This is a genomic window from Arthrobacter sp. PvP023, assembly GCF_017832975.1.
Classification (GTDB): Bacteria; Actinomycetota; Actinomycetes; order Actinomycetales; family Micrococcaceae; genus Arthrobacter.
Map to the genome: position 1 here is coordinate 3,467,309 of NZ_JAFIBI010000001.1, position 24,346 is coordinate 3,491,654.

The following is a 24,346-nucleotide window of genomic DNA, read 5'->3' on the forward strand; positions in this document are numbered from 1 at the left end:
AGTAGTCACTGCTGGCTCACATCCGGAACAGGCCGAAGGAGGTCTCCGGCAGCGGGGTGCGGGAGACGACGTCGAGCGCCAGTCCCAGGACGGTGCGGGTGTCCGCGGGGTCGATCACGCCGTCATCCCACAGGCGGGCCGTGGAGTAGTACGGGCTGCCCTGGTCCTCGTACTGCTGCTTGATGGGTGCCTTGAAGGCTTCCTCATCGGCGGCGGACCATTCCTCGCCGCGGGCCTCGTACTGGTCCCGTTTGACGGTGGCGAGCACGCTCGAAGCCTGGTTGCCGCCCATCACCGAGATGCGGCTTGCCGGCCACATCCAGAGGAACCGCGGGGAGTAGGCCCGCCCGCACATGGAGTAGTTGCCGGCGCCAAAGGAGCCGCCGATCACCACTGTCAGTTTCGGCACCCTGGCGGTGGCGACGGCGGTGACCATCTTGGCGCCGTTCTTGGCGATGCCGCCCTGTTCGTAGTCCTTGCCGACCATAAAGCCGGAGAGGTTCTGCAGGAAGATCAGCGGGATGCCGCGCTGGTCGCAGAGTTCGATGAAGTGGGCGCCCTTGAGGGAGGATTCGCTGAACAGCACCCCGTTGTTGGCCACGATGCCCACCGGGTGGCCGTGCAGCTTCGCGAAGCCGGTGACCAGGGTGGTGCCGTAGTTCTTCTTGAACTCGTGGAACCTGCTGCCGTCCACCAGCCGGGCGATGACTTCGCGGACGTCGTACTGCGCGTTGACGTCCGTGGGTACGGCACCGTAGAGCTCGTCCGGGTCCGCAACGGGCTCGGCGGCGGTGTCCACGTCCCAGGCGGGGGCAGCCGGACGGGGAAGGGTGGAGACGATGTCGCGGACGATCTGGAGGGCATGCTCATCGTTCTCGGCCAGGTGGTCGGTGACGCCGGAGATTCTCGAGTGGACGTCACCGCCGCCGAGTTCCTCCGCGGTGACGATCTCGCCGATGGCGGCCTTCACCAGCGGCGGGCCACCCAGGAAGATGGTGCCCTGGTTGCGGACGATCACGGTTTCATCGCTCATGGCAGGCACGTAAGCTCCGCCGGCGGTGCACGAGCCCATCACGGAGGCGATCTGCGGGATCTTTGCTGCGGACATCTTCGCCTGGTTGAAGAAGATCCGGCCGAAGTGCTCCTTGTCCGGAAAGACTTCGTCCTGCTTGGGCAGGAACGCTCCGCCCGAGTCCACGAGGTAGATGCAGGGCAGCCGATTCTCCAGCGCGATCTCCTGCGCCCGGAGGTGCTTCTTGACCGTCATCGGATAGTAGGTGCCGCCCTTGACGGTGGCGTCATTGGAGATGACCAGTACCTGGCGGCCGTGGACCAGGCCGATCCCGGCGATGACGCCGGCTCCGGGTGAGTCGTCGTTGTACATGCCGTTGGCGGCCAGCGGCGCGATCTCGAGGAAGGGACTGCCGTCGTCGAGCAGCCGGTCGATGCGTTCGCGGGGCAGCAGCTTGCCCCGCGCCACGTGGCGTTCCCGGGACTTCTCCGGGCCGCCCAGGGCCGCCGCGGCGAGGCGCTCCTTCAGCTCGCGGGCCAGCCGCAGCTGGGCCTCGCGGTTCGCGGCGAAGGCGTCGCTTGTCGCGTCCACCTGGCTGGCGATTGTCTCCATTGACTGCTTCCGTTCCCGGACGCCCTGGCGAGGCCGTCCTGAGCGATTCGGTTAGTACCGCATAACTGAGATTTAGGTTAGTCTCTATTAACTGTGATGTCCAACACGCGCCCGCATTGCTAGGATTTGCAGTTCCAAGGAGGAAATGTGCCGATCATCGAGCGCGACGCCGGCAGCCCGGCGGGGCAGCGGGTCCAGACAACGCAGCCCGCCCAGACAACACAGCGCAGCCAGGCAACCCAGCGCAGCCAGGCCAAAGAGAGCCGGCGGCAGGCGTTGCTGTCCTCGGCCGCCACCCTTTTTGCCCTTAACGGCTTCAATCGCGTTTCACTGGAGGACCTGGGTGCCGCAGCCGGAGTCAGCGGACCCGCCGTTTACCGCCACTTCGCCGGCAAGCAGGCCGTTTTGGGCGCTCTGCTGCTCAGCGTGAGCCAGGAACTGCTGGACGGCGGCCGCCGGGTGGTGGCCGACGCCGGCGATCCCGCCGCAGCGCTGGCCCGCCTGGTGCAGTTCCACGTGGATTTCGCCCTGAGCAATCCTGACGTCATCCGGGTCCAGGACCGCGACTTCAGCAATCTCTCCGACGACGACCAGGCCGAGGTCCGCACCCTGCAGCGGAACTACGTGGAGCTATGGGTTGACGTGCTGCAGGCCCTGCACACGGGGACAGACACCGCCGAACTCCGGATGCGCGCACACGCAGCCTTCGGCCTCATCAACTCCACCCCGCATTCGGTCCGCAGCCACGGCCGGAGGGTTGCGGCCAAGTCCGCACGGCCGCTGCTGGAGAGCATGGCGCTCGCCGCCCTCCTGGTGAGGGCAAGCCCCGTTCCGGCCGAGTAGGCCGGCACGGCTCTGCCGGCTGCCCGTTCCCCTCGGAACTGACAGCCGGCAGATCGACCAATGGCCTGGGACCGACCGGGTGCAGCTAGACCATTGCCAGCACCATTCCGGGGTCGGCGAGGATCGCACCGATGTCCGCCAGGAAACGCGACCCCTGTTCGCCGTCGACCAGGCGGTGGTCGAAGGAGAGGCTGAGGGTCATGACCTGGCGTAGTGCCACCTCGTCCCGGTACTCCCACGGCATCTTGCGCACGGCACCCATGGCGAGGATGGCAGCCTCGCCGGGGTTGAGGATCGGGGTGCCGGCATCGATGCCGAACACTCCGATGTTCGTGATGGAGATGGTGCCGCCGGTCAGCTCGGCCGGGCTGGTCTTGCCGGCGCGGGCAGTCTCGGTCAGGGCCGTCAGCGCCGTGGACAGCTCCGTCAGGGACATGCCGTGGGCGTCCTTGATGTTCGGCACGGTCAGTCCGCGGGGAGTTGCCGCGGCAATGCCCAGGTTCACATAGTTGTACTGCACGATCTCCTGGTTGGCTTCGTCCCACCGCGAGTTCAGCGACGGCTGGCGGCGGAGGGCGATCAGCAAAGCCTTGGCCACGAGGGTCAGCGGGGTCAGCTTGAAACCCTCAAAAGTCCGGCTGGCCTTGAGCCGGGACAGCAGCTCCATGGTGGGTGTGACGTCGATGGTCAGGAATTCCGTGGCGTGCGGCGCGGTGAAAGCACTGGACACCATGGCGGCGGCCGTCAGTTTGCGGACACCCTTGATGGGTGTCCGTGTTTCCCGCTCTCCCGCGATGCCGCTTGCGGCGCCGCCCGCGGCCTCCGCCCCGGCCAGGGCCCGGGCAGCAGCGGGAAGGTCTCCCCCGCCCACGAAGTTCCGCACGTCGTCGCGTGTGATCAACCCGCCTGCGCCGGTACCGGTCACCGCCGTGAGCTCCACACCAAGATCCTTCGCCAGTTTCCGTACCGGCGGCGTGGACCGCGGACGCTCGGCGGCGGCTGCAGGAGCTGCACTTGCCGCCGTGGCACGGGTTTCGACGGGCTCAACCGTTGCGGTGGTTTCCGCGGCGGTCGGGCCCGGCGCCGGCTCAACCACCGGCGAAGCGAAGGTGCGGGCACGCCGGGCCGGCCGGCCCGAACCTTCGACGACGGCGCCGTAGCCCACCAGGTTGGGTTCCCGCTTGGCGGTCTCTGCCGCGGCCGGACCTGCTGCGGAAGGGCCGCCGTCGTCGCCTTCAACTTCGAAGGAAACGATCGGCTTGCCGACCTCCACCACGGTTCCCGGCTGCTCGTGGAGGGCCGTGATCACACCGGCGAACGGCGACGGCAGTTCGACGACGGCCTTGGCCGTTTCCACTTCCGCAATGACCTGGTTCAAGGCCACGGTGTCGCCCACAGCAACTTTCCAGCTGAGGATTTCCGATTCCGTGAGCCCTTCGCCGAGGTCCGGGAGCCTGAATTCCTTGATCATGGCGGCGCTCATCCTTCCAGCCCGCTGAGGGAGTTGGGACGGCCCAGGGCACGGTCCACACCGTCGAGAATTCTGTCCAGGCCCGGCAAGTGGTGCATTTCAAGTTTCGAATAGGGGTAAGGGATGTCGAAACCGGTGATCCGGACGGGGGCCGCTTCCAAGTGGTAGAAGCAGCGTTCGGTGATGCTGGCGGCCACTTCGGCTCCGAGCCCGCCCGACTGGCCGGCCTCGTGCGTGATCACCAGCCGTCCCGTCTTGCGCACCGAGGCCTCCAGGGTGGCGAAGTCCACCGGGGCCAGCGAGCGCAGGTCGATGACCTCGACGGAGACGCCTTCATCGGCGGCTGCCAGGGCAGCGTCCTTGGCGGTTTTGACCAGCGGGCCGTAGGCGACGAGCGTCACGTCCTTGCCCTCGGCGACCACGCGGGCCTTTTCCATGGACAGGGCGGTGGCTGGATCGATCGACTCATCCACCTCGCCTTTATCGTGGTAGCGGCGCTTGGGTTCGAAATACAGTACGGGATCGTCCGAGGCAATCGCCTGCTGGATCATGGTGTGGGCATCCTGCGGGTTGGACACGCTGACCACCCGCAGGCCGGACGTGTGGGTGAAGTACGCCTCAGGAGACTCTGAATGGTGCTCCGGGGATCCGATGCCGCCGCCGAAGGGGACGCGTACGGTGATGGGCATCTTGACGGCGCCCTGGGTGCGATAGTGGAGCTTGGCCACCTGGGACACGATCTGGTCGAAGGCCGGATAGATGAACCCGTCGAACTGGATTTCCACCACGGGCCGGTAGCCGCGGTAGGCCAGGCCGACGGCGGTGCCCATGATGCCGGACTCGGCGAGCGGGGTGTCCACAACACGGTGCTTGCCGAAGTCCTTTTGCAGGCCGTCGGTCACGCGGAAGACCCCGCCGAGCGTGCCGATGTCCTCGCCCATCAGGATGACCTTGGGGTCGTTTTCAAGGGATTTGCGGAGGCCGGAGTTGATGGCCCGGGCAAAGGTCATCTGCGTCATCAGCGAGCACCTTCTTCTGAGTTGGCGGCTGCGGGATCGCCGAAGGACGCCAGGTAGCGGGAGTAGTGGTCCTCCTGGCGGTCCAGCCAGGAGTTGGGGGTGCTGTAAACGTGTTTGAAGATGTCCAGCGGTTGCGGGTCCGGCATGTTGATGCAGCCGGCCCGCATGTCCCTGGCCACGGCGTCCGCTTTGGCGGCCACCCTGGCCTCAAGCTCCTCCGTCAGCAGGCCCTTGCGTTCCAGCAGGCCCCTGACCCGGGCAATCGGATCCTTGGCGGCCCAGTCCTCCAGTTCGTTGGCATCCCGGTACCGGGTGGGGTCGTCGGCAGTGGTGTGCGGGCCCATCCTGTAGGTGACTGCCTCTATGAACGTGGGGCCGCCGCCGTGGCGCGCCCGTTCGAGTGCCTCGCGCGTGGCCGCCATCACCGCCAGGACGTCATTTCCGTCCACCCTTATGCCGGGAATCCCGAAACCTGCCGCGCGGTCGGCGATCCTGATGTGGGACTGCAGGCGCACGGGCTCGGAAATGGCCCAGTGGTTGTTCTGGCAGAAGAAGATCACCGGTGACTGGAAGCTGGCGGCGAAGACCATCGCCTCGTTGACGTCGCCCTCGCTCGTGGCGCCGTCGCCGAAGTAGGTGATGGCCACGGAGTCGGCGCCGTCGTTCTGGATGCCCATGGCGTAGCCCGTCGCATGGAGCGTCTGGGCTCCGATGATGATCTGCGGCGTGGCCATGTTGATGGTGTAGGGGTCCCAGCCCGCCGACGCATTGCCCCGCCACACCTTGAGGATGTCGGCCAGGTCCACTCCGCGACAGTAGGCGACGCCGTTCTCGCGGTAGCTGGAAAACACGAAGTCATCGTCCCGGAGCGACCTCGCCGACCCTATCTGGGAGGCTTCCTGGCCCAGCAGCGGCGGCCACAGGCCGAGCTCGCCCTGGCGCTGGAGGGCCGTGGCTTCAGTGTCGATCCGCCGGATGACCACCATGTCCTCATACAGGGAACCCAGCTGCTCATCACTGACATCCCGGACCCAGGCGTCGTACTGCGGATGGCTGACGCGCTCACCGCCGGGAGTGATCAGTTGGACCAGGTCCTCGCCCGCCCCGCCGTGATGTCCTGCACTGTTGTCCGGGCCACCGGCGGCGTTGCCGCCCTGACCCAACTCGTCTGTAAACACAGTTGCACGCAACCTTCATACGTCGTGTCACCGGCGCTCCAGGAACTCGTGATCCCCGTGCACGCCAGCCGCCCGGGCGCCGTTGCCCCGGATAATTGTGACCATACTCACAATGCTCATTGGGTACAACCACTGCCCAAAAAACTGAGCATTATGCCCTGTATCGGGGCCAGCCCCCGTGCTAGCCTTGCGCATTATGCAAGCTTTGGATGGCACTGACACCCGGCTCCTTTCCGCCCTCGCAAAGGACCCGAAACGGACGGTGGTGGCCCTGGCGCAAAAGCTCGGGCTCTCCCGCAACACCGTGCAGGCCCGGATGGCCCAGCTGGAGAAGAAGCACGTCTTCCTGTCCTTTGAGCGGCGGATCAATCCGGCTGCACTGGGATATCCGCTGATGGCCTTTATCTCCGTCCACGTGCAGCAGCAGAAACTGGGCCAGCTGGCGGTGGACCTGGCCGGCATCCCGGAAATCCTGGAAGGCTACGGACTGACCGGCTCCGCGGATCTCCTGCTGCGGGTGGTGGCGCTGGACGCCGAAGACCTCTTCCGCATTAACGGCAAGATCCTGGCCTGTGAGGGTGTGGACCGGACGGATACTGCGCTCGCCATGGGAGAGCTGATCCCGTTCCGGATCCAGCCGCTGCTCGAGCGCGGCCCCGCCGAGGGGTGAGGGTTCGCTTCCGCCTGAGGCGGCGCCGGGGTTATAGGCTGGGTGGAGTTGAACGAATCGCGGCCGTGAACGGCCCGTGCAATCAGGCAGAGGCCAGGCCGGCTGCCGGAAAGGCTTAATCTTGAGCAATCCTCAGGAACCGTCCCAGCCGGCCGAACGGGGCGACGACGGGCGGCGCAGGCGGCAGCCTCCTCCCGTCCCGCCGCACGCGGCCCCTACAGCAGGAGTCCCTGCACAGCCGCCGCTCCCGACACATGAACCTTCCGGCCAGCAGCCACCCGCTCCGCACTACGGGTCCCCCGAGCAGGGAGTTCCGGGACCGCCGCCGGTCCCCCATTACGGGGAACCGCAATACGGGCAAATGCAGCACGGTCAGCCGCCGTACGGGCCGCCACCATCCTCGGCTCCCGGCGCCGGAGACCCGCAACACGGACATCCCCGGTACGGAAGCGCGCCGTACGGCGCTCCTGCAGCCACCGGACCCTACGGTGTTCCGGGCCAGCAGCCGCCTGCCAGAGGCCGAAAGAAACTGTGGATCATTCTGGGCATAGTCGGCGGAGCCGTGCTCCTCGCGGTGGTGGGCGTGGTCCTGCTGGTCAACCTCGTGGGCGGCGCAACTGCCAAAGCCAAAGGCCTGGCAGAGGATTTCACCCAGCTGGTCATCGCCGGGGACACCGACACCGCCTATGACGACTTCCTCGACCCCGCCCTGCAGGAAAAGCTCTCCAAGGAGGAATTCGCCGCCGGCGTCCAAAGCCTCGAACTGGACGAAACCTGCAAGCCGACATACAACGACTTCAAAGTGAGCACCGAGAACGGCAACAACGCTGCCGACGTCGCCGGCGTCATCAGCTGCGGCAGCAAGGAAGTGGATCTTGCCTACCGCTTCGACGGCGATAAGGACATGAAGATGATCAACATCAAGCTCCGCCCGAAGGCCTGATCCCCGGACAGCAAGACACACAACAGGAGCTCCCGTGATTCACGGGAGCTCCTGTTGTGTGTCTCAGCTATGCCAGGGCAGCGCAGGTGTCAGTGGTCGACAGCCTTCTCGGCGCCCACGCCGGTCAGGGAGCGGACTTCCATTTCGGCCTGCTTGGTGGTGTCTTCCAGCTTCTTGTCCAGCACCGAACCGAGCCAGCCCAGGAAGAACGCGAGCGGGATGGAGACGATGCCGGGGTTGCTGAGCGGGAAGATCGCGAAGTTGGCGCCCGGGATCATAGACGTTTTCAGACCCGAAACCACCGGCGACAGGGCAATCAGGATGATCGCCGAGCCAAGCCCGCCGTACATGCTCCAGATGGCGCCCTGGGTGGTGAACTTACGCCAGAACAGCGAGTACACAATGGTGGGCAGGTTCGCAGACGCCGCCACCGCGAAGGCGAGCGCCACGAGGAACGCCACGTTCTGGCCGTTGGCGAAGATGCCGCCGGCAATGGCCAGGAGGCCGATGACCACCACGGTGCGCCGGGCGACCTTGACCTCCGTGTCGGCGTCGGCCTTCCCCTTGGCAATCACGCTGGCGTAGATGTCGTGCGCAAACGATGCCGCCGCGGTGATGGTGAGGCCGGCGACAACAGCCAGGATGGTGGCGAAGGCCACCGCCGAGATGAAGCCCAGCAGCAGCGGGCCGCCGAGGTGGAACGCCAGCAGCGGTGCGGCCGAGTTGACTCCGCCCGGAGCACCCTTGATGGTGTCAGCGCCGACCAGTGCCGCGGCACCGTAGCCCAGGACCAGGGTGAACAGGTAGAACAGGCCGATCAGCCAGATGGACCAGACCACGGACTTGCGGGCTTCCTTGGCGGTGGGAACCGTGTAGAAGCGCATCAGCACGTGGGGCAGGGCCGCTGTGCCGAGGACCAGCGCCAGGCCCAGGGACATAAAGTCCAGCTTGGAGGTTTCGGTCTTGCCGTACTGCAGGCCCGGGTTGAGCATGTTCGGGTTGCCTGACGTTTCCACCGCCCCGCCCAGCAGGTCCGAGAGGTTGAAGCCGTAGATGGCGAGGACCCAGAAGGTCATCACGGCAGCGCCGGCAATCAGCAGCATGGCCTTGATGATCTGCACCCAGGTGGTGCCCTTCATGCCGCCGATCAGTACATACATGATCATGAGGGCGCCGACGACGATGATCACCAGTGCTTGTCCGCCCCAGTCGCTGATGCCGAGGAGCAGGGAGATCAGGCTGCCTGCCCCGGCCATCTGCGCCAGGAGGTAGAAGAAGCAGACCGCAAGGGTGGAGATGGCAGCCGCGATGCGCACCGGGCGCTGCTTGAGCCGGAAGGAAAGCACATCGGCCATGGTGAACTTGCCGGTGTTGCGAAGCAGCTCGGCAACGAGCAGCAGGGCGACGAGCCAGGCGACCAGGAAGCCGATGGAGTACATAAAGCCGTCGTAGCCGTTGACGGCGATGGCGCCGGTGATCCCCAGGAACGAGGCCGCCGAGAGGTAGTCCCCGGCAATGGCGGTGCCGTTCTGCGGACCCGTGAAGGAACGCCCGGCGGCGTAGTAGTCCGCCGCCGTCTTGTTGTTGCGGCTTGCCTTGATCACAATGACCATGGTGATGGCCACGAACAGGCCGAAGATGCCCATGTTCAGCAGGGTGGTGTCCTTGAGATCCGCAACGTTTACTGCGGGAACCATGAGCGTCATTTTGTTACCCCGCTGATTTTGTTGCCTTCTTTATCGAACTCGTGGCCCTCGATTTCATGGCGGATTTCGGCCGCGATGGGATCGAGCCGACGGTTGGAGTAGCTCACGTACCAACCGGTGATGGCGAACGTGGAAACAAACTGCAGCAGGCCCAGGATCAGCCCGATGTTGATGTTGCCCCAGACCTTGGTGGACATAAAGCCGACGGCGTAGTCGGCCAGGAGGACGTATGCGAAGTACCAGAGCAGGAACGCAACGGCCATTGGAAAGACAAAGCTGCGGTGACGCTTGCGCAGTTCCTGGAACTGCTTCGTCGATTGGACTTGCTTGAAGTCCACGGACGCCGCTGCGTCCGGAGTTGGGGCATCGTTACCCATCATTCCTCCTCATTGAGACTTGCCGTCCACACCGGCTGCCCCGTCCACCCGCAGACAGTCCCAGCCAATGTGACTGCAATCACTGTCTCCCGTGATCCGGCTTACATCCAGAGAAGCCCGCCCCGCCGTCGCTCAGCGGTCCCGATGCTGCGCCAAACGGTGCCCCGCGGCTACGCCGGCACGCTACGCTGGGCCCATGCCGGACTCCCCCCTGTTCACCGCCGCCGCCATCGCCGTGATCGCGATGGCGATCGCCGTCGTCGTCGGTGTCGGCCTCAAAGTCCTGCGGTCCTTCAGGGAGCTGGGCACGGATGCGGAACGCGCCACCTACAAGACCCTGCACGCGGCGTCGAGGGCCGGCCAGCACCTGCGCACCGGACTGAACCCCGCGGGCGCGGCCAAAGCCAGCAGGCAGCTCCGCACCATCCTGGGCTGCGATGCCCTGGCCATCACCGACACCTCGGGAGTGCTCGCCTGGGACGGCGCCGCCGAGGAATTGAAGCCGTCCCTGATGGGACTGGCGGCCAAGGTCCTCGACGGCGGCCACACGGCAGTGATCCCGGCCGGCGAGATGCAGATGCTCGCCGGTGATACGGCTTCCGGCGCCATCACGCCCGACGTTGAACGCGCCGTCGTCATTGCCCCCATCAAGGCCGGCGCCCGCGTTGTGGGCGTTATTGCCGCGTTCGCCCCGTCGGCGGGCGCCGGACTGGTGCGGGCCACCGGCGAAGTGGCCGACTGGGTGGCAGCCCAGGTTGAACTCGCCGAACTCGACGCCTCCCGGACCCTCCTGATGGAGGCCGAGGTCCGTGCCCTCCGCGCCCAGATCAGCCCGCATTTCATCTACAACTCGCTCAACGCCATCGCGTCCTTCATCAACACGGACCCCGTGCGGGCCAGGGAGCTGGTGGTGGAATTCGCCGACTTCACCCGCTATTCCTTCCGCCGCCATGGAGACTTCACCACCCTTGCCGAAGAGCTCCGCTGCATCGACCGCTACCTGTTGCTGGAGCGGGCCCGGTTCGGCGACCGCGTACAGGTGAGCCTGCGGATCGCCCCCGAGGTGTTGAGCACCGTGATTCCGTTCCTGAGCCTGCAGCCCCTCGTCGAAAACGCCGTCCGGCACGGCCTGGAAGCCAAGGAGGGCCCGGGCCACATCACCATTGCGGCGAACGATTCCGGCGCCTTCGCGGAGGTCACCATAGAGGACGACGGCGTGGGGATGGACCCCGAACAGCTGCGGTCCATGCTGGCCGGACACAGCGACGGTGACCACGTGGGGTTGCGGAACGTGGATGCCCGGCTCCGCCAGGTCTATGGCGAAGACAACGGCCTGGTCATCGAAACGGCACCCGGGGAGGGGACCCTGATCACCATGCGTGTCCCCAAGTCCCAACCCGGCCACGACGCCTGAACCGCGGCAGTACTCTAGAACCATGATTAACGTCCTCGTCGCTGACGACGAGCTGCCCGCCGTCGAGGAACTCGCTTTCCTGCTCGGCCGGGACGGCCGGATCGGGACCATCCACCGGGCCTCGTCCGGCGCAGAGGCCCTGCGCGTGCTCGATGCCGAGACCGTGGACGCGGTGTTCCTCGACATCCACATGCCCGCCTTGTCCGGCCTTGACATCGCGCGGGCCATCTCACGAAGCAGCAACCCACCGGCTGTCGTCTTCGTTACCGCGGACGAGGACTGCGCGCTGGAAGCGTTCGAACTCGCAGCCGTGGACTACCTGCTGAAGCCCGTGCGCGGAGAGCGCCTTGCCAGGTCTGTGGGCCGCATCAGTGAACTCATGAAGGACGGCGCCGCGACACCGGAAATGATCACGGTGGACCTCGGCGGCACCACCCGGATGATCCGGCGCGACGACGTCACGTACGTCCAGGCCCAGGGCGATTACGCCAGGCTGCACACGGTCGATGCCAGCTACCTCATCCGGGTGCCGCTCGCCGACCTTGAGCAGCAGTGGGCCGAGGCCGGGTTCATCCGCACGCACCGGTCCTACCTCATCGCCCTCAACCACGTCAGCCACATGAAGCTCGCCGCAGCCCGGCCGACCGTCACCGTGGCCGGGGCCGAACTACCCATCAGCCGCCGCCACCTGCCGTCTGTCCGGGAGAAACTCGAAACCACCCGGATCCGGCCGCAGGCATGACCCGGGTCAGGGTGACGGCCCCGCGGTCTGCCGCAAAGCCCGTGAGGGATTCGCGCGAAGCCGCCGAGGAGTCCGATGTGGGCCAGGTGTTCGTCCGGTCCCTGATCCGTTCCCAGCTGCGCCTGGCGCTTGTCGTGGCAGCGGGCTTCCTGCTGATCCTGCTGGCTTTTCCGCTCCTGCTGGGACTGGTTCCCGGATTGGCGGAGGCGAAGATCGCGGGAATCCCTTTCGGCTGGCTCCTCCTCGGGGCGGGGATCTACCCCGTGATCGGACTCAGCGCGTGGCTGTACATCCGGACGGCCTCCCGTAACGAGGCCCGCTACCGGGACCTGGCGGAGGGCGGGTGAGGCGGCCATGAACCCGGTGGTCGGCGTTGCGGCCTTCGTGGCGGTTTCCGTGGCCACCGCCGTCATCGGGTTCTACGGGTTGCGGATTTCACGGACCACAGGCGACTTCTACGTGGCATCCCGGACCGTCCGCCCCTGGTGGAACGCTTCCGCGATTGGCGGCGAATACCTTTCGGCCGCCAGTTTCCTGGGCGTCGCAGGACTGGTCCTGCTCTCCGGGACGGATGCCCTCTGGTTTCCCATCGGCTACACGGCGGGGTACCTGATGCTGCTGCTCTTCGTTGCCGCCCCGCTGCGCCGTTCGGGCGCCTATACGATTCCGGATTTCACGGAGGTACGGCTGGATTCCCGGCCCGTCCGCCGGGTCACCAGCCTGGTGGTTGTGGTGGTGGGCTGGCTTTACATTGTGCCGCAGCTTCACGGCGCCGCCCTGACGATCCGCATCACCACCGGGCTGCCGTCCTGGGTGGGGTCCGTGGCGGTGGTCATCGTGGTCTGCCTGACGGTGGTGGCCGGCGGCATGCGCTCCATCACTTTTGTGCAGGCGTTCCAGTACTGGCTGAAGCTGACAGCCATGGCGGTGCCCCTTGTCTTCATCGCCCTGGTACTGGCCGGCAACGGGGTCCCTTCGGTGGCGGAGGCCAATACCAACCCCACCGGCCTCGCACCGACAGGTCCGTACCAGAACATCTCACTGCTCGTGGCGCTGCTCTTCGGGACGCTAGGGCTGCCACACGTGCTGGTGCGGTTCTACACCAACCCGGACGGGCAGACGGCGCGCCGGACCACGTTGATCGTGCTGGGACTGTTGTCCGTCTTCTATCTCTTTCCCACTGCCTACGGCCTGATCGGAAGGATGTTCGCCCCGGGCCTTGCCCAGGGGGGCAGGTCGGATGCGCTGGTCCTGCTGCTTCCGGGCCGGCTGATCGGGGGTCCTGCCGGCGACCTGCTCTCGGCGCTGGTGGTGGCGGGGGCATTCGCCGCCTTCCTGTCCACCACGTCGGGCCTGGTGGTCTCCCTGGCGGGCGTCATCAGCCAGGACGTGCTGGGCGGAAGCGTCCGTGGCTTCCGGCTGGCCGCCCTGATCTCGGCAACCGTTCCGCTGGGATTCGCCTTCATGACGGACTCCCTGGCCTTGGCCGGCAGCGTGGGCCTCGTGTTCGCGTTTACGGCTTCAACGATTTGTCCCGCCCTGCTGCTGGGGATCTGGTGGCGGGGCCTCACGGATGCCGGAGCGATCGCCGGGATGGTGACCGGCGGCGTCCTGTGCGGCGGCGCTCTGGTTGCCGGTGCCCTGTCCGGTCCGGCAGCATCCGGTGCCGCGATGCCGCAGTGGCTGGCACAGCCGGCGGCCTGGACGGTGCCGGCCGCTTTCGCCGTGATGATCGTGGTGTCCCGTGCCACCAGGGGCCGCGTGCCGAGGACGCTCACGAAGGTCATGACCAGGCTGCACACGCCGGAACGTCCGCTGGCCACCGAACGCCAGGGAACCGCCGACCACTAGGGGAACCGGCGAACGTGCGGGAAGATCAGTCGATGGCAGCCATGAGCTCGACGACGCGGTCCAGGAAGGCGTCCACCTGGGTTTCCTCGTAGCCGTCTTTGCCCTTGGCCTGGCGGAAGACGGCGCGGCGGACATTGTCGACGCTGAGCGGCTGGTCGTTCTCGAGATAGCCGATGAGGTCGTGGCACAGGTTGTCAACGTCCACGGTGTTGTAGCTCCGAACCCGTCCGCCCGCCGGCCGGCGGAACCGTTCGCCGTCGGGGCGGTGGAGCCTCCCCCGCAGGAGACCGGACAGCTTGCCGATTTCACGGAGCCAGGCGTCCTCGCCGCGGGCTTCGATGAGCTCATCACGCTCGCGCCGCGCGAAGGCGTCTTCCAGGCGGTCCAGGGCGGCGTCGACACCGGCCGCGGCATAGCCTCCTTTGACCGGATCGAAGCAGACCGCCCTGACATCGGCGCTCTTGATGACCTGTGCGGCAGCTCCCGGATTCTCGAAAGAAACCCGTGCGCGCTGGAGGAACTGGTCCACCTGCTTGGCGTTGTAGCCGTATTCGTTCCGCTGCACGCGGTCAAAAGACGCAGGTATCTGCCGTTGAATGTCCACTGTCACTTTGCTTCCTTCAGTGCTGTTCAGCTGTTTTGCTCCGCACCAGTCTAAGGTGCCGGGATGTTTCCGGGCAGGGCGCTTTAGGCGCCGGAGACAGCCGTGAACAGAATAAACGCCGCCGGAGAGGCGAACACGATTGAGTCCAGGCGGTCCATGACGCCGCCGTGACCGGGCAGGATGCTGCTCATGTCCTTGATGCCGAGTTCCCGTTTGACCATCGATTCGGAGAGGTCCCCGATGGTTGCCGCAGCCACCATGCCCACGGCGAGCACCACACCCACCCACCAGGGCTTGTCCAGCAGGAACAGGCAGGCCAGGACACCCACGGCGATGGCGCCCGCGATGGAGCCTGCGAACCCTTCCCATGATTTCTTCGGACTGATCTTGGGCGCCATGGGATGCTTTCCGAAGGACGCCCCCACCAGATAGCCGAAAGTATCGTTGGAAACCACCAGCAGGAGCATGGTGGCGATCTGCCACGCGCCGTGCGGAACCACTCCACCGGGCCACAGGCCTACCGGCGTCACGCTCCCCACGCCGTGCAGCGGCAGGATCGCGAAACTGATGAAGAAGGGAACCCAGGCCAGCGTAAAGACCCCGGCAAAGATGCTGCGGGCAGATCCCGCGGCGCTCTCGATGGTCCGCCACAGCAGCACTGCTACGCTGCTTGCCAGGAGCGCGAACAGCAGGCTTTCCAGTCCGCCGAAGTATGCAGCCAGCGGCATTCCCACGGTGCCCACCATCACCGGGATGATGGGCAAACGGGTGCCGCTGACCTCAAGGGCCCGGAAGATTTCCCAGACGCCGAACACCGCGAAGGTGGTGGTGACCAGGACAAATCCGAGCGGCAGGAACAGGAGACCCCCCAATACGGCGAAAAGCATTGCGAGACCCACCGCCGTGGCGGCCGGAAGGTTCCTTCCGGCCTTGGGCGTCGGGTTGGAGCGTTGCTTCCCCCGGACCCGGACCCTGGGTCCGGGTGCCTGCTGTGCCTGATCCATCAGACCTCGAGCAGCTCGGCTTCCTTGCGCTTGAGCAGATCGTCGATGCCGTCTACGTGTGCCTTGGTCAGGGCGTCGAGTTCCTTCTCGCCGCGCGCTCCCTCGTCCTCGCCCGCTTCGCCGTCCTTGACCAGCTTGTCCAGGGTTTCCTTTGCCTTACGGCGGATGTTCCGAATGGACACCTTGGCGTCCTCGCCCTTTGCCTTGACGATCTTGACGTATTCCTTGCGGCGTTCCTTGGTCAGCTCCGGGATGGTGATCCGGATGACGTTCCCGTCGTTGGAGGGGTTGGCGCCCACCTCGGAATCGCTAAGGGCCCGCTCGATGTCGCGCAGGGCCGTCTTGTCGAACGGGGTGATCAGGATGGTGCGGGCGTCGGGAACGGCGAACGATGCCAGCTGCTGCAGCGGGGTGGGCGAACCGTAGTAGTCCACCAGCACCCGGTTGTAGAGTCCCGGCGTGGCACGGCCGGTACGGATTGACGCGAAGTCTTCCTTGGCTACCTCGACTGCCTTGTCCATCTTGTCCCCGGCTTCGAGCAAGGTCTCTTCGATCACGGTCTCTCCTCAGAAATTGGTGCATTCCGGCTGGCCGGAGCAATGCACGGTTCGTTCCGTCTTTGCGGCCCGCCCTGCGGGCCGGCCTTCCTCAAATCATCCTAGCCGTTGCTAGGGGGTGACTACGGTGCCCAGCTGCTCGCCGCGGATCGCCCGGGTCACGTTGCCTTCGCCTTCCATGCCGAAAACCACCATGGTGAGGTTGTTGTCCTTGCACATGGTCATGGCGGTCTGGTCCATGACACGGATGTCGCGGCGCAGGGCGTCGTCGTAGCTGAGGTGGTCGAGCTTTTCGGCGTCAGGGTCCTTCTTGGGGTCGGCGGTGTAGACGCCGTCCACACCGCTCTTGGCCATCAGGACGACGTCGGCATGCACTTCCAGCGCGCGCTGGGCAGCCACGGTGTCAGTGGAGAAGTACGGCAGTCCGGCTCCTGCGCCGAAGATCACGACGCGGCCTTTTTCCATGTGGCGGATGGCCCGGCGCGGGATGTACGCCTCAGCGACCTGGCCCATGGTGATGGCACTCTGAACGCGGGTCTCCACTCCCGCCTGTTCCAGGAAGTCCTGGAGCGCGAGGCAGTTCATCACAGTGCCCAGCATGCCCATGTAGTCGGCACGGGAACGGTCCATGCCGCTCTGGGAGAGTTCCGCGCCGCGGAAGAAGTTGCCGCCGCCTACGACGATCGCCACCTCGACGTCGGGAACTGCTGCAGCGATCTGTTTGGCGACTCCGCGGACGGTGTCCGGGTCAACGCCCAGCTTTCCGCCGCCGAAGACCTCGCCGGAGAGTTTCAGGAGGACGCGACGCCGGCTCTTCTCTGACTGGACAGAATTGTTGACGGTTTCCATGGTGCCTTCCCGTAAATGAGCTCTGAGCTAGGTTATCGTGCCCGATGGCCAAAGGTGTCATTTCCCAGGGCCTTATGTGCAGCCCCGAAGGCTGCGGTTGCATGCAAAAGGGGCGGCCACCGAAGTGACCACCCCTTTGCGTGTCTAACTAGGAACCGACGCGGAAACGCGCAAATGCGGTGCCCTTGACGCCGGCCTCTTCGAGGACCTGCGCCACAGACTTCTTGGCATCCTTGGCGAATGCCTGGTCAACCAGCACCTCACCCTTGTAGAAGCCCGTCACGCGGCCTTCCACAATCTTGGTCATGGCTGCCTCGGGCTTGCCCTCGGCCTTGGCCGTTTCCTCGGCGATACGGCGCTCGGACTCAACCAGGTCGGCCGGAACGTCCTCGCGGGTCAGGTAGTTCGGAGCCATGGCGGCGATGTGGACAGCGACGTCGTGTGCTGCGGTTGCAGCTGCTTCGCCTTCGCCGTCAACAGCGAACAGGACGCCGACCTGGGCCGGGAGGTCCTTGGAGGTCTTGTGCAGGTAAGCGTCAACCGTGCCGCCCTCGAGGCGGGAAATACGGCGGACAACAACCTTTTCGCCCAGGATTGCGCCCTCTTCGACGACAACCTCGGACAGCGGCTTGCCGTCAACTTCAGTGGCCAGCAGGGTTTCGATGTCGGCTGCGCCGGACTCGACTGCGACGGCCAGGACCTTGTCGGCCAGCTGGATGAACTTGTCAGCCTTGGCCACGAAGTCGGTCTCGCAGTTAACTTCGATCATCACGCCAACGCCGCCGGCGACCTTGGCAGCAACCAGGCCTTCAGCGGTGGAGCGGCCTTCACGCTTGGTAGCGCCCTTCAGGCCCTTGATGCGGATGATTTCGATGGCCTTTTCGGCGTCACCGTTGGCTTCGTCAAGAGCCTTCTTGACATCCATCATGCCGGCGCCAGTGCGCTCACGCAGAGCCTTGATATCAGCGGCAGTGTAGTTCGCCATGTGAACCCCTCTGTCTAGAAATTTTGTGTGGTGTACGGACTGACAGGACGGCGGCTCACCAAGTGAGCGGCCATCCTGTCAGAAACCCCCGGCACTGCGGACAGTGCCGGGGATGGTCCAGATTTACTTGTCTGCCTACTTGGCAGCGTCGGCTTCGCCGGCTGCAGGCTCGGTTGCCTCGGCAGCTGCCGGGGCTTCCTCTGCGGCGGCAGGAGCTTCTTCTGCAGCGGCCGGAGCAGCAGCTTCTTCAGACTTGCTGCCTTCGAGGAGCTCGCGCTCCCACTCGGCCAGCGGCTCTTCCGGAGCTTCCGTGGTGCCGGTTGCGCGCTGGTTACGGGCGATCAGGCCCTCGGCAACAGCGTCAGCAACAACGCGGGTCAGCAGGTTGACGGAGCGGATGGCGTCGTCGTTACCCGGGATCGGGAAGTCGACTTCGTCCGGATCGCAGTTGGTGTCCAGGATGGCCACAACCGGAATGTTCAGCTTCTTGGCCTCGTCAACTGCGAGGTGTTCCTTCTTGGTGTCCACGATCCAGAGCACGGAAGGTGCCTTGGTCAGGTTGCGGATACCGCCGAGGTTGGTCTCGAGCTTGGTGAGTTCACGGCGAAGGAGCAGCAGTTCCTTCTTGGTGTACGCAGAGCCGGCGACGTCGTCGAAGTCGATCTCTTCGAGTTCCTTCATGCGCTGGATGCGCTTGGAGACCGTCTGGAAGTTGGTCAGCATACCGCCGAGCCAACGCTGGTTGACGTACGGCTGGCCAACGCGGGTGGCCTGCTCGGCGATGGATTCCTGCGCCTGCTTCTTGGTGCCGACGAAGAGAACGGTGCCGCCGTGTGCGACGGTGGCCTTGACGAACTCGTAGGCACGGTCGATGTAGGACAGCGACTGCTGCAGGTCAATGATGTAGATGCCGTTGCGCTCCGTGAAGATGAAGCGCTTCATCTTCGGGTTCCAACGACGGGTCTGGTGTCCAAAGTGGACGCCGCTGTCAAGCAGCTGGCGCATAGTTACGACGGGCATGCCGACGCTCCTTCCGGCAGGTCATTCATGAGAGAGCCCATGGCTCTCTTACCCTGCCAATAGTTGACGGTTGATTAGCTTCGCCCAGGCGGGCGTTGCTCCTGGCATCCATTGCACTTCTCATCAGTACCGTTGCCGGTCCTGACCGCAAGAGGCGCAATCCTCCGCAGCCTGAAGCCGGGGCTTCGGAACGGGAGGGCTGGATACGCGTAGTCAGCCGCTGCTCCCCCACACCTCTGAATGAGACGTGCTGACTAGAACGTCCGGAAGGACCAGGCGACCAAGAGGTGGCATGAACCGCCGGCCGGGCATCGTTGAGGGCACAGCAAACTGCTCCGTCAAGTGTACTACAGCGTCCCCGCAGGATCGGACCATTTTCAGGCCTCCCCCGTTTGTCCACATAGCGGCGCCGGCACCTTCCGGCCCGGACTCCGGGATCGCAGGCTGGGGTGATGAAAACCCGAGCCATCCCGGCCGCCATCCTGCTCTCCGTTTCAGCCATCGCGCCGGCCTCCGGCGCGGTCGGAACGCCGGGTGCGGCCACTGTGCCCGGCAGCTGGGCCTGGCCCCTGGCACCCAAGCCGGCAGTAGTACGCGCCTTCGATCCCCCGGACAAGCCGTGGATGAGCGGACACCGCGGGGTGGACCTCCGGACAGCGGCCGACGGCGCCCCGGTCACCGCACCCGAGTCGGGAACCGTCTCGTTCGTGGGCGTCGTCGTGGACAGGCCCGTGATCACCATCGATCACGGCAACGGCCTGCGCAGCAGCTTCGAGCCGGTTGAGAGCAGCCTCTCGAGCGGGGCTGCGGTGTCACGAGGGGATGTCATCGGAACGGTGGCGACCGGCCATTGCGGGTCGCTGCCGTGCGTGCACTGGGGCGTGCGCCGCGGCGAGGAGTACATTAATCCGCTCTCCCTGGTGACAGACCAGCGGCCCTCCATCCTGCTTCCCGTGGGTGGACGAGGTTGAGGGCGGAGGGCCGCAGGGGCACAGGATCCGGACCGGCTACACGATCGCCGAAATCCCGGTGATGGCGCGCCCCGTCACCAGGGTGTTGATCTCGTGGGTGCCTTCATAGGAGTAGATCGCTTCGGCATCAGAGAAGATCTTGGCCATCTCGAAGTCTGTGACAATGCCGTTGCCGCCGAGGAGACTGCGGCCGATGGCTACGCTTTCGCGCATCCTGGCCGTAGTGAAGGCCTTGGCCAGGGCCGACTGCTCGTCCTTCGCCTCGCCGGCGTCTTCAAGCTGGGACAAGCGGACCATCATGCCCATCGAGCTAACTGCGTTGCCAAGAATCTGGACGAGCTGGTTCTGGACGAGCTGGAAGGAAGCGATGGGCCGGCCGAACTGGCTGCGTTCGACGGCGTACCGCCGGGCCACGTCGAAGGCTGCCAGCTGCTGGCCGACGGCCTGCCAGGCGACAGCGAGGCGAGTCACCTTCAGGACCTTGTTCGTGTCCCGGAAACTGTTCGCATGGGCGAGCTTGAAGAAGTCCGGCACCACGACGTTGTCGAGCGTGATGTCGGCGTTCTGGACGGTCCGAAGCGAAATCTTGTTTTCAATCTTGGTGGCGCTGTAACCCTCGGTTTTGGTGTCAACCAGGAAGCCCTTGACCTGGTTGTCGGCTTCGTCACGGGCGTAGATGACCACCCAGTCGGAGAAGGTGGCGTTGCCGATCCAGCGCTTGGCGCCGTTGAGGATCCAGTTGCCGCCCTCACGGCGGGCAGTGGTGCGGGTACCGCCGGCAACGTCGGAACCGCCCAGCGGCTCGGTCAGGCCGAAGGCACCGATCTTTTTCAGCGAGTAGATGTCCGGCAGCCAGGCCTCCTGCTGCTCCTGCGAGGCGAGGGCTTCAATGGAACCGGTAAACAAGCCGTCGTGCACACCCAGGAAGGTGGCGATGGAGGTGTCCGCACGCGTGGCTTCGGCATGCAGGATGCCGGCGAACAGGTTGGAGTAGCCCTGGCGCCGGACGGGGCTGACCAGGTCGATCTCGGCCAGCTTCGGGATCAGGTCCATCGGGAACTCGGCCCGGTTCCAGCAATCGACGGCGATCGGCTTGACCTCCCGGTCCAGGAACTCGCGGACCTCGGCCAGCCGGTCGCGTTCCTTGCCGCTGAGCAGCTGCTCGAACGCGAAGAAGTCGCCGTCGGCGTACGGCAGGTTATTGATGTCGATTGCAGCTTTGGACATGTTGTTCCTTCACGTGTGATCAGCAGCGACCAGAAGACGCGGGAGTCGCCGCGGCGGGTTAAGTTACTGATGAGTAACATACCGCAGCGGAGGGTGGCGGGCAAGCGGACCAGGGGCCTTTCCCCGCCCGGCGCGGCAAACAAAAAAGAGCCGTGGCCGATGTCTGAACATCGGCCACGGCTCCCTGGAGGGGGCCCAATCGGCATAGGCGCCCGGCTCCGCAAGCCGGTCGCTGTAACTTCTTGTAGGGCTACTCGGACTTGAACCGAGGACCTTAGGATTATGAGTCCCGCGCTCTAACCAGCTGAGCTATAGCCCCGTGCGCCCCGCGGACGGCCGGCTCCGCAGGGAGCCGCGGCAGATCCGGGGCAAAAACACTCTAGCAATAGTATTCGCCTGTTACGCGCACCAGCACCCCGGCGCCGGCGGCATGGGGTGGCAGGGCGAGGAGATTACATCACTTTGTCGTCGTAAGTGGCCCCGCGGTAAAGATCTTCAAACGTCTGCAGCGTTCCCTGGATACTATGCGGCTCCACCATGCAGCGGCTGGCCTTGCCCATCGCGGCAAGGTCCTCGGCCGGAAGCTCCAGGACCCGCGTGATCTTGGCGGCGAGATCGTCACTGTCATTGGGGGTAAAGAGGTATCCGTTTTCGCCGTCGCGCACCAGGTGCGGCAGCGCCATTGCATCGGCCAGCAGCACCGGGGTGGAAGCGGACATGGCCTCCAGCGTGACCAGGGACTGGAGCTCAGCTGTTCCCGGCATGCAGAAAAGGTCCGCCTTGATGTAGGCCTCGCGCAATTCGGCGTCGCTGGCCAGGCCCAGGAACTTCACCCGCGATTCCAGTCCCAGCCGCGCCACCTGCGCTTCGAGGGCGGCGCGGACCTCGCCTCCGCCGACGATCTCCAGGTGGACATTCAGCTCAGCCGGGGTCTTTGCCACCGCGTCGATGAGGATGTCGACGTGCTTCTCCTCGGCGAGGCGGCCTGCGAACAGCACCGTGGGATACGGGTGCCGCTCGATGACTTCCCCCTCGCGGAGTTCATAGGCAGCCGAATCAATGCCGTTGGAGAGTGGCAGGACCTTGCGCAGGAAGGCGTGCTGGTGCATGGCCTTGGCGGCGAGCGGCGTGGGCGTGGTGACGACGTCAGCCCGGCCCATCACCTTGCCCATGTCCTTCCAGGAAATGCGTCCCACGATGTCCTTGAACCACTGCGGAAACGGCAGGAAGGGGTTCAGGTTTTCCGGCATGAAGTGGTTCGTAGCGATGATCCGCACGCCGCGCCGCTCGGCTTCGTACAGCACATGCTCGCCGATCATGTAGTGGCTCTGGATGTGCACCACGTCCGGCTTGACACGGTCAAACAGGAGGCTGATTTCCTTCTTGATCTCCCACGGGAAGGTGATGCGGAAGTACTCGTGCGTGGGCACTGAATGGGAGCGGATCCGGTGCACGGTGCCCTCTGCACGGAACTCGGTGAAGCTCTTGCCCTTATCCGGCCGGCACGCAAGCACATGGACATTGTGTCCTCGTGCGGTCATTCCCTTGGCCAGCCGGTATCCGAATTGCGCGGCTCCGTTGACGTGGGGCGGGTAGGTGTCCGCAGCAATCAGGATGGTGAGTGGTTGCTGGCTGTCGGGCAAGGTCACGTGGAGAGCTCCTGGTGGTCACGGTGCGGTCAGCGCTGCTGTGGCGGCCGGCTGGCCCCCGGCGCTGTCGCGCCGGGACTTCTGGTGAAGTCTGGGTATCAGTCGCCCCTAGGACACACGCCCTGCGGCCTTGCGCGCGTCCTTCTTGCGCTTGGTCACTTCGGGATGGTGCCGCGAGAGGGCGATTACTCCCACGATAGCAAGGGAAGCGGCCGCCCCCATGGCAATCGCCAGCACGGCGTGGACATCCGGCCGGAGTTCGCCCAGGATGGCGATGCCGATAGCGATTCCAACAATGGGGTCGATGACCGTCAGTCCGGCTATGACGAGGTCCGGCGGCCCGCCGGAGTACGCCGACTGGACAAACCACGAGCCCAGCCCGCCGGCCGCCACGATGGCCACCACCGAATACCACTGCACGTTGAGCAGGACCAGCCCGTTGGGGTCGAGCAGGTGCTTGCCGATGATGCGGGTCAGGACTGCCACGAATCCGAACAGCACCCCCGCCCCGAGAATGTAGATAAAGGCGCTCATCCGGTGCTTGAACACCAGCGCCAGCGTGCCGAAGACGCCCACCGCGAGGGCGAGCAGCAGCACGATGGTGAGTTCGTCGTCGAAACTCACATGGTGGTTTTCCTGCGTCACGTTGACTGCCAGCAGGACGAACATCGCCGAGCCGGTGACGCACGCCGAGATGGCCACCACCGTGGCCCGGTTGATGCTCAGGCCCTGGTCCTTGGCGTTGACGATTGTGGTGATGACCAGGGCGATGGCTCCGATCGGCTGGACCACCGTCAGCGGCGCCGACACGAGGGCGACCGCGTTCATCGCCATGCCTGCGCAGAGCAGCAGGAGCCCGAAGACCCAGCGCGGATTGCGGATAAGGCGAAGGAAACCGTGCGTGCTGAGCGCAAGACCGCCCGTATCTGCTTTGACCGCGCTGCCTTGGCGCTGCGCGCCGATGGCCAGGCAAAACGCGCCCAGCACCGCCAGGAAGACGGCGAGCCACACCATCAGCCGCGTCCGCCGTCGTTCGCGGCCTTGAGCCTGCCCTTGCGGATGATGGCCCAGAAATAGTTGTAGCCGGCCACCCAGTGGCCGATCAGCCCGAGGCTGAGGAAGATCCATGCCGCCACTAAATAGATTTCGGTCAGCGGGATGGGCAGCTTGGCCAGCACGAGCAGCGGGGTGCCCACGAGGAGGAGCGCAGTGCGGATCTTGCCGATCCGGCTGACGGGCAGATCCGGGTGGCTGTGGAAGTAGAACAGCGAAACAGCCATCAGGATGGCATCGGGTACCACCAGCGCCGTCAGGTACCACCACTCCACGACGCCGGCGATCACCAGGGTGACGGCGACGGCAATGAGGGCCATCCGGTCAGCCACAGGATCCATGATCCGGCCCAGCCTGGACGTCTGGTTGAAGCGGCGGGCGATGTACCCGTCCACCCAGTCCGTGCTGCCCATGATCACCAGCACGATCGTGGCGAGGGCATACTCCTTCTGCCACAGGACCAGCCAGATGAAGAGCGGCACGCCCATGAACCGGACCACCGTCAGGATGTTGGGGATGGTGAAGACGGCGTCGCTGTCTACGTGCCGCTGGCCCGGACGTGCGCCCGCGTTGATGAACTTCATCCCTA

24 protein-coding genes and 1 tRNA gene are annotated in these 24,346 nt (G+C 65.4%); 8 read left to right on the top strand and 17 right to left on the bottom strand.

What is annotated here, in order from left to right; genetic code table 11:
* Positions 1–16: 16 nt before the first annotated feature.
* Positions 17–1,624: a carboxyl transferase domain-containing protein gene (locus tag JOE31_RS15940; RefSeq protein WP_209746272.1), complete on the bottom strand. Its 1,608-nt coding sequence runs from the start codon at positions 1,622–1,624 to the stop codon at positions 17–19.
* Between the two features lie 147 nt (positions 1,625–1,771).
* Here JOE31_RS15940 and JOE31_RS15945 point away from each other — a divergent pair, with 147 nt between their 5' ends.
* Positions 1,772–2,467: a TetR/AcrR family transcriptional regulator gene (locus tag JOE31_RS15945; protein WP_307864435.1), complete on the top strand. Its 696-nt coding sequence runs from the start codon at positions 1,772–1,774 to the stop codon at positions 2,465–2,467.
* Between the two features lie 85 nt (positions 2,468–2,552).
* Here the strand turns inward: JOE31_RS15945 and JOE31_RS15950 are convergent, their stop codons facing one another.
* From JOE31_RS15950 to pdhA, 3 genes are read right to left on the bottom strand one after another with little or no spacing between them, the layout of a single operon-like run.
* Complete coding sequence (locus JOE31_RS15950) at positions 2,553–3,938, bottom strand: dihydrolipoamide acetyltransferase family protein (RefSeq protein ID WP_245199217.1); 1,386 nt, start codon at positions 3,936–3,938, stop codon at positions 2,553–2,555.
* A gap of 8 nt (positions 3,939–3,946) precedes the next feature.
* The gene (locus JOE31_RS15955) at positions 3,947–4,957 is read right to left on the bottom strand and encodes an alpha-ketoacid dehydrogenase subunit beta (RefSeq protein ID WP_209746276.1); all 1,011 of its coding nucleotides are present in this window, start codon (positions 4,955–4,957) and stop codon (positions 3,947–3,949) included.
* Positions 4,957–6,135 (bottom strand): pyruvate dehydrogenase (acetyl-transferring) E1 component subunit alpha, encoded by a 1,179-nt coding sequence (pdhA, locus tag JOE31_RS15960; protein WP_209746278.1) that lies wholly within the window; start codon positions 6,133–6,135, stop codon positions 4,957–4,959. Before pdhA ends, JOE31_RS15955 begins: the two co-directional genes overlap by 1 nt.
* A gap of 196 nt (positions 6,136–6,331) precedes the next feature.
* On the opposite strand from pdhA, the gene JOE31_RS15965 reads away from it, so the two are divergent.
* Positions 6,332–6,805 carry an Lrp/AsnC family transcriptional regulator gene (locus JOE31_RS15965; protein WP_011691241.1) on the top strand — a complete coding sequence of 158 codons (474 nt, stop codon included), beginning with the start codon at positions 6,332–6,334 and terminating at the stop codon, positions 6,803–6,805.
* Positions 6,806–7,166: 361 nt separating this feature from the next.
* A complete protein-coding gene (locus tag JOE31_RS15970; RefSeq protein WP_245199218.1) occupies positions 7,167–7,748 on the top strand; it encodes a DUF3887 domain-containing protein in 582 nt (193 codons plus the stop codon).
* 89 nt (positions 7,749–7,837) lie between these two features.
* Here JOE31_RS15970 and JOE31_RS15975 read toward each other — a convergent pair whose 3' ends face one another.
* Positions 7,838–9,454, bottom strand: coding sequence for a cation acetate symporter (locus JOE31_RS15975; RefSeq protein ID WP_209746280.1), 1,617 nt, complete (start codon positions 9,452–9,454; stop codon positions 7,838–7,840).
* Entirely contained in the window at positions 9,451–9,831 is a 381-nt protein-coding gene (locus tag JOE31_RS15980) for a DUF485 domain-containing protein (protein WP_028272139.1), read from the bottom strand. The genes JOE31_RS15975 and JOE31_RS15980 overlap by 4 nt, the downstream gene beginning before the upstream one ends.
* Before the next feature lie 196 nt (positions 9,832–10,027).
* Between JOE31_RS15980 and JOE31_RS15985 the strand changes: the two genes are divergently transcribed.
* The 4 genes from JOE31_RS15985 to JOE31_RS16000 are packed head-to-tail and all read left to right on the top strand — an operon-like array spanning position 10,028 to position 13,838.
* The gene (locus JOE31_RS15985) at positions 10,028–11,245 is read left to right on the top strand and encodes a sensor histidine kinase (RefSeq protein WP_209746282.1); all 1,218 of its coding nucleotides are present in this window, start codon (positions 10,028–10,030) and stop codon (positions 11,243–11,245) included.
* 22 nt (positions 11,246–11,267) lie between these two features.
* Positions 11,268–11,987: a LytTR family DNA-binding domain-containing protein gene (locus JOE31_RS15990; protein WP_209746284.1), complete on the top strand. Its 720-nt coding sequence runs from the start codon at positions 11,268–11,270 to the stop codon at positions 11,985–11,987.
* Positions 11,984–12,334, top strand: a complete 351-nt coding sequence (locus tag JOE31_RS15995; RefSeq protein WP_209746286.1) for a DUF485 domain-containing protein — start codon at positions 11,984–11,986, stop codon at positions 12,332–12,334. Before JOE31_RS15990 ends, JOE31_RS15995 begins: the two co-directional genes overlap by 4 nt.
* Positions 12,335–12,341: 7 nt before the next feature.
* On the top strand, positions 12,342–13,838 hold the full coding sequence (locus JOE31_RS16000) for a cation acetate symporter (RefSeq protein ID WP_209746288.1): 1,497 nt from the start codon (positions 12,342–12,344) through the stop codon (positions 13,836–13,838).
* A 25-nt stretch (positions 13,839–13,863) separates the two neighbouring features.
* Here JOE31_RS16000 and JOE31_RS16005 read toward each other — a convergent pair whose 3' ends face one another.
* From JOE31_RS16005 to rpsB, 6 genes are all read right to left on the bottom strand, one after another.
* Positions 13,864–14,448 (bottom strand): DivIVA domain-containing protein, encoded by a 585-nt coding sequence (locus tag JOE31_RS16005; RefSeq protein WP_209746290.1) that lies wholly within the window; start codon positions 14,446–14,448, stop codon positions 13,864–13,866.
* Between the two features lie 77 nt (positions 14,449–14,525).
* Entirely contained in the window at positions 14,526–15,446 is a 921-nt protein-coding gene (locus tag JOE31_RS16010; protein WP_209746292.1) for a phosphatidate cytidylyltransferase, read from the bottom strand.
* Entirely contained in the window at positions 15,446–16,003 is a 558-nt protein-coding gene (frr, locus tag JOE31_RS16015) for a ribosome recycling factor (protein WP_011691231.1), read from the bottom strand. Before frr ends, JOE31_RS16010 begins: the two co-directional genes overlap by 1 nt.
* Positions 16,004–16,114: 111 nt before the next feature.
* Positions 16,115–16,852, bottom strand: a complete 738-nt coding sequence (gene pyrH, locus JOE31_RS16020) for a UMP kinase (RefSeq protein ID WP_209746294.1) — start codon at positions 16,850–16,852, stop codon at positions 16,115–16,117.
* Between the two features lie 148 nt (positions 16,853–17,000).
* A complete protein-coding gene (tsf, locus tag JOE31_RS16025) occupies positions 17,001–17,837 on the bottom strand; it encodes a translation elongation factor Ts (protein WP_011691229.1) in 837 nt (278 codons plus the stop codon).
* A gap of 135 nt (positions 17,838–17,972) precedes the next feature.
* Positions 17,973–18,857, bottom strand: a complete 885-nt coding sequence (gene rpsB / locus JOE31_RS16030; protein ID WP_209746296.1) for a 30S ribosomal protein S2 — start codon at positions 18,855–18,857, stop codon at positions 17,973–17,975.
* Between the two features lie 452 nt (positions 18,858–19,309).
* Here rpsB and JOE31_RS16035 point away from each other — a divergent pair, with 452 nt between their 5' ends.
* Complete coding sequence (locus JOE31_RS16035; RefSeq protein ID WP_209746298.1) at positions 19,310–19,828, top strand: murein hydrolase activator EnvC; 519 nt, start codon at positions 19,310–19,312, stop codon at positions 19,826–19,828.
* Between the two features lie 36 nt (positions 19,829–19,864).
* Here JOE31_RS16035 and JOE31_RS16040 read toward each other — a convergent pair whose 3' ends face one another.
* The 5 genes from JOE31_RS16040 to JOE31_RS16060 all read right to left on the bottom strand — a co-directional run bounded on the left by JOE31_RS16040 (position 19,865) and on the right by JOE31_RS16060 (position 24,341).
* Positions 19,865–21,055, bottom strand: coding sequence for an acyl-CoA dehydrogenase family protein (locus JOE31_RS16040; protein ID WP_209746300.1), 1,191 nt, complete (start codon positions 21,053–21,055; stop codon positions 19,865–19,867).
* A gap of 245 nt (positions 21,056–21,300) precedes the next feature.
* Positions 21,301–21,374, bottom strand: a tRNA-Ile gene (locus JOE31_RS16045).
* Between the two features lie 133 nt (positions 21,375–21,507).
* Entirely contained in the window at positions 21,508–22,704 is a 1,197-nt protein-coding gene (locus JOE31_RS16050; RefSeq protein WP_209746302.1) for a glycosyltransferase, read from the bottom strand.
* A gap of 108 nt (positions 22,705–22,812) precedes the next feature.
* On the bottom strand, positions 22,813–23,718 hold the full coding sequence (locus tag JOE31_RS16055) for a DMT family transporter (protein ID WP_209746304.1): 906 nt from the start codon (positions 23,716–23,718) through the stop codon (positions 22,813–22,815).
* Positions 23,718–24,341: a CDP-alcohol phosphatidyltransferase family protein gene (locus JOE31_RS16060; protein WP_209746306.1), complete on the bottom strand. Its 624-nt coding sequence runs from the start codon at positions 24,339–24,341 to the stop codon at positions 23,718–23,720. The genes JOE31_RS16055 and JOE31_RS16060 overlap by 1 nt, the downstream gene beginning before the upstream one ends.
* Between the last annotated feature and the right edge of the window lie 5 nt (positions 24,342–24,346).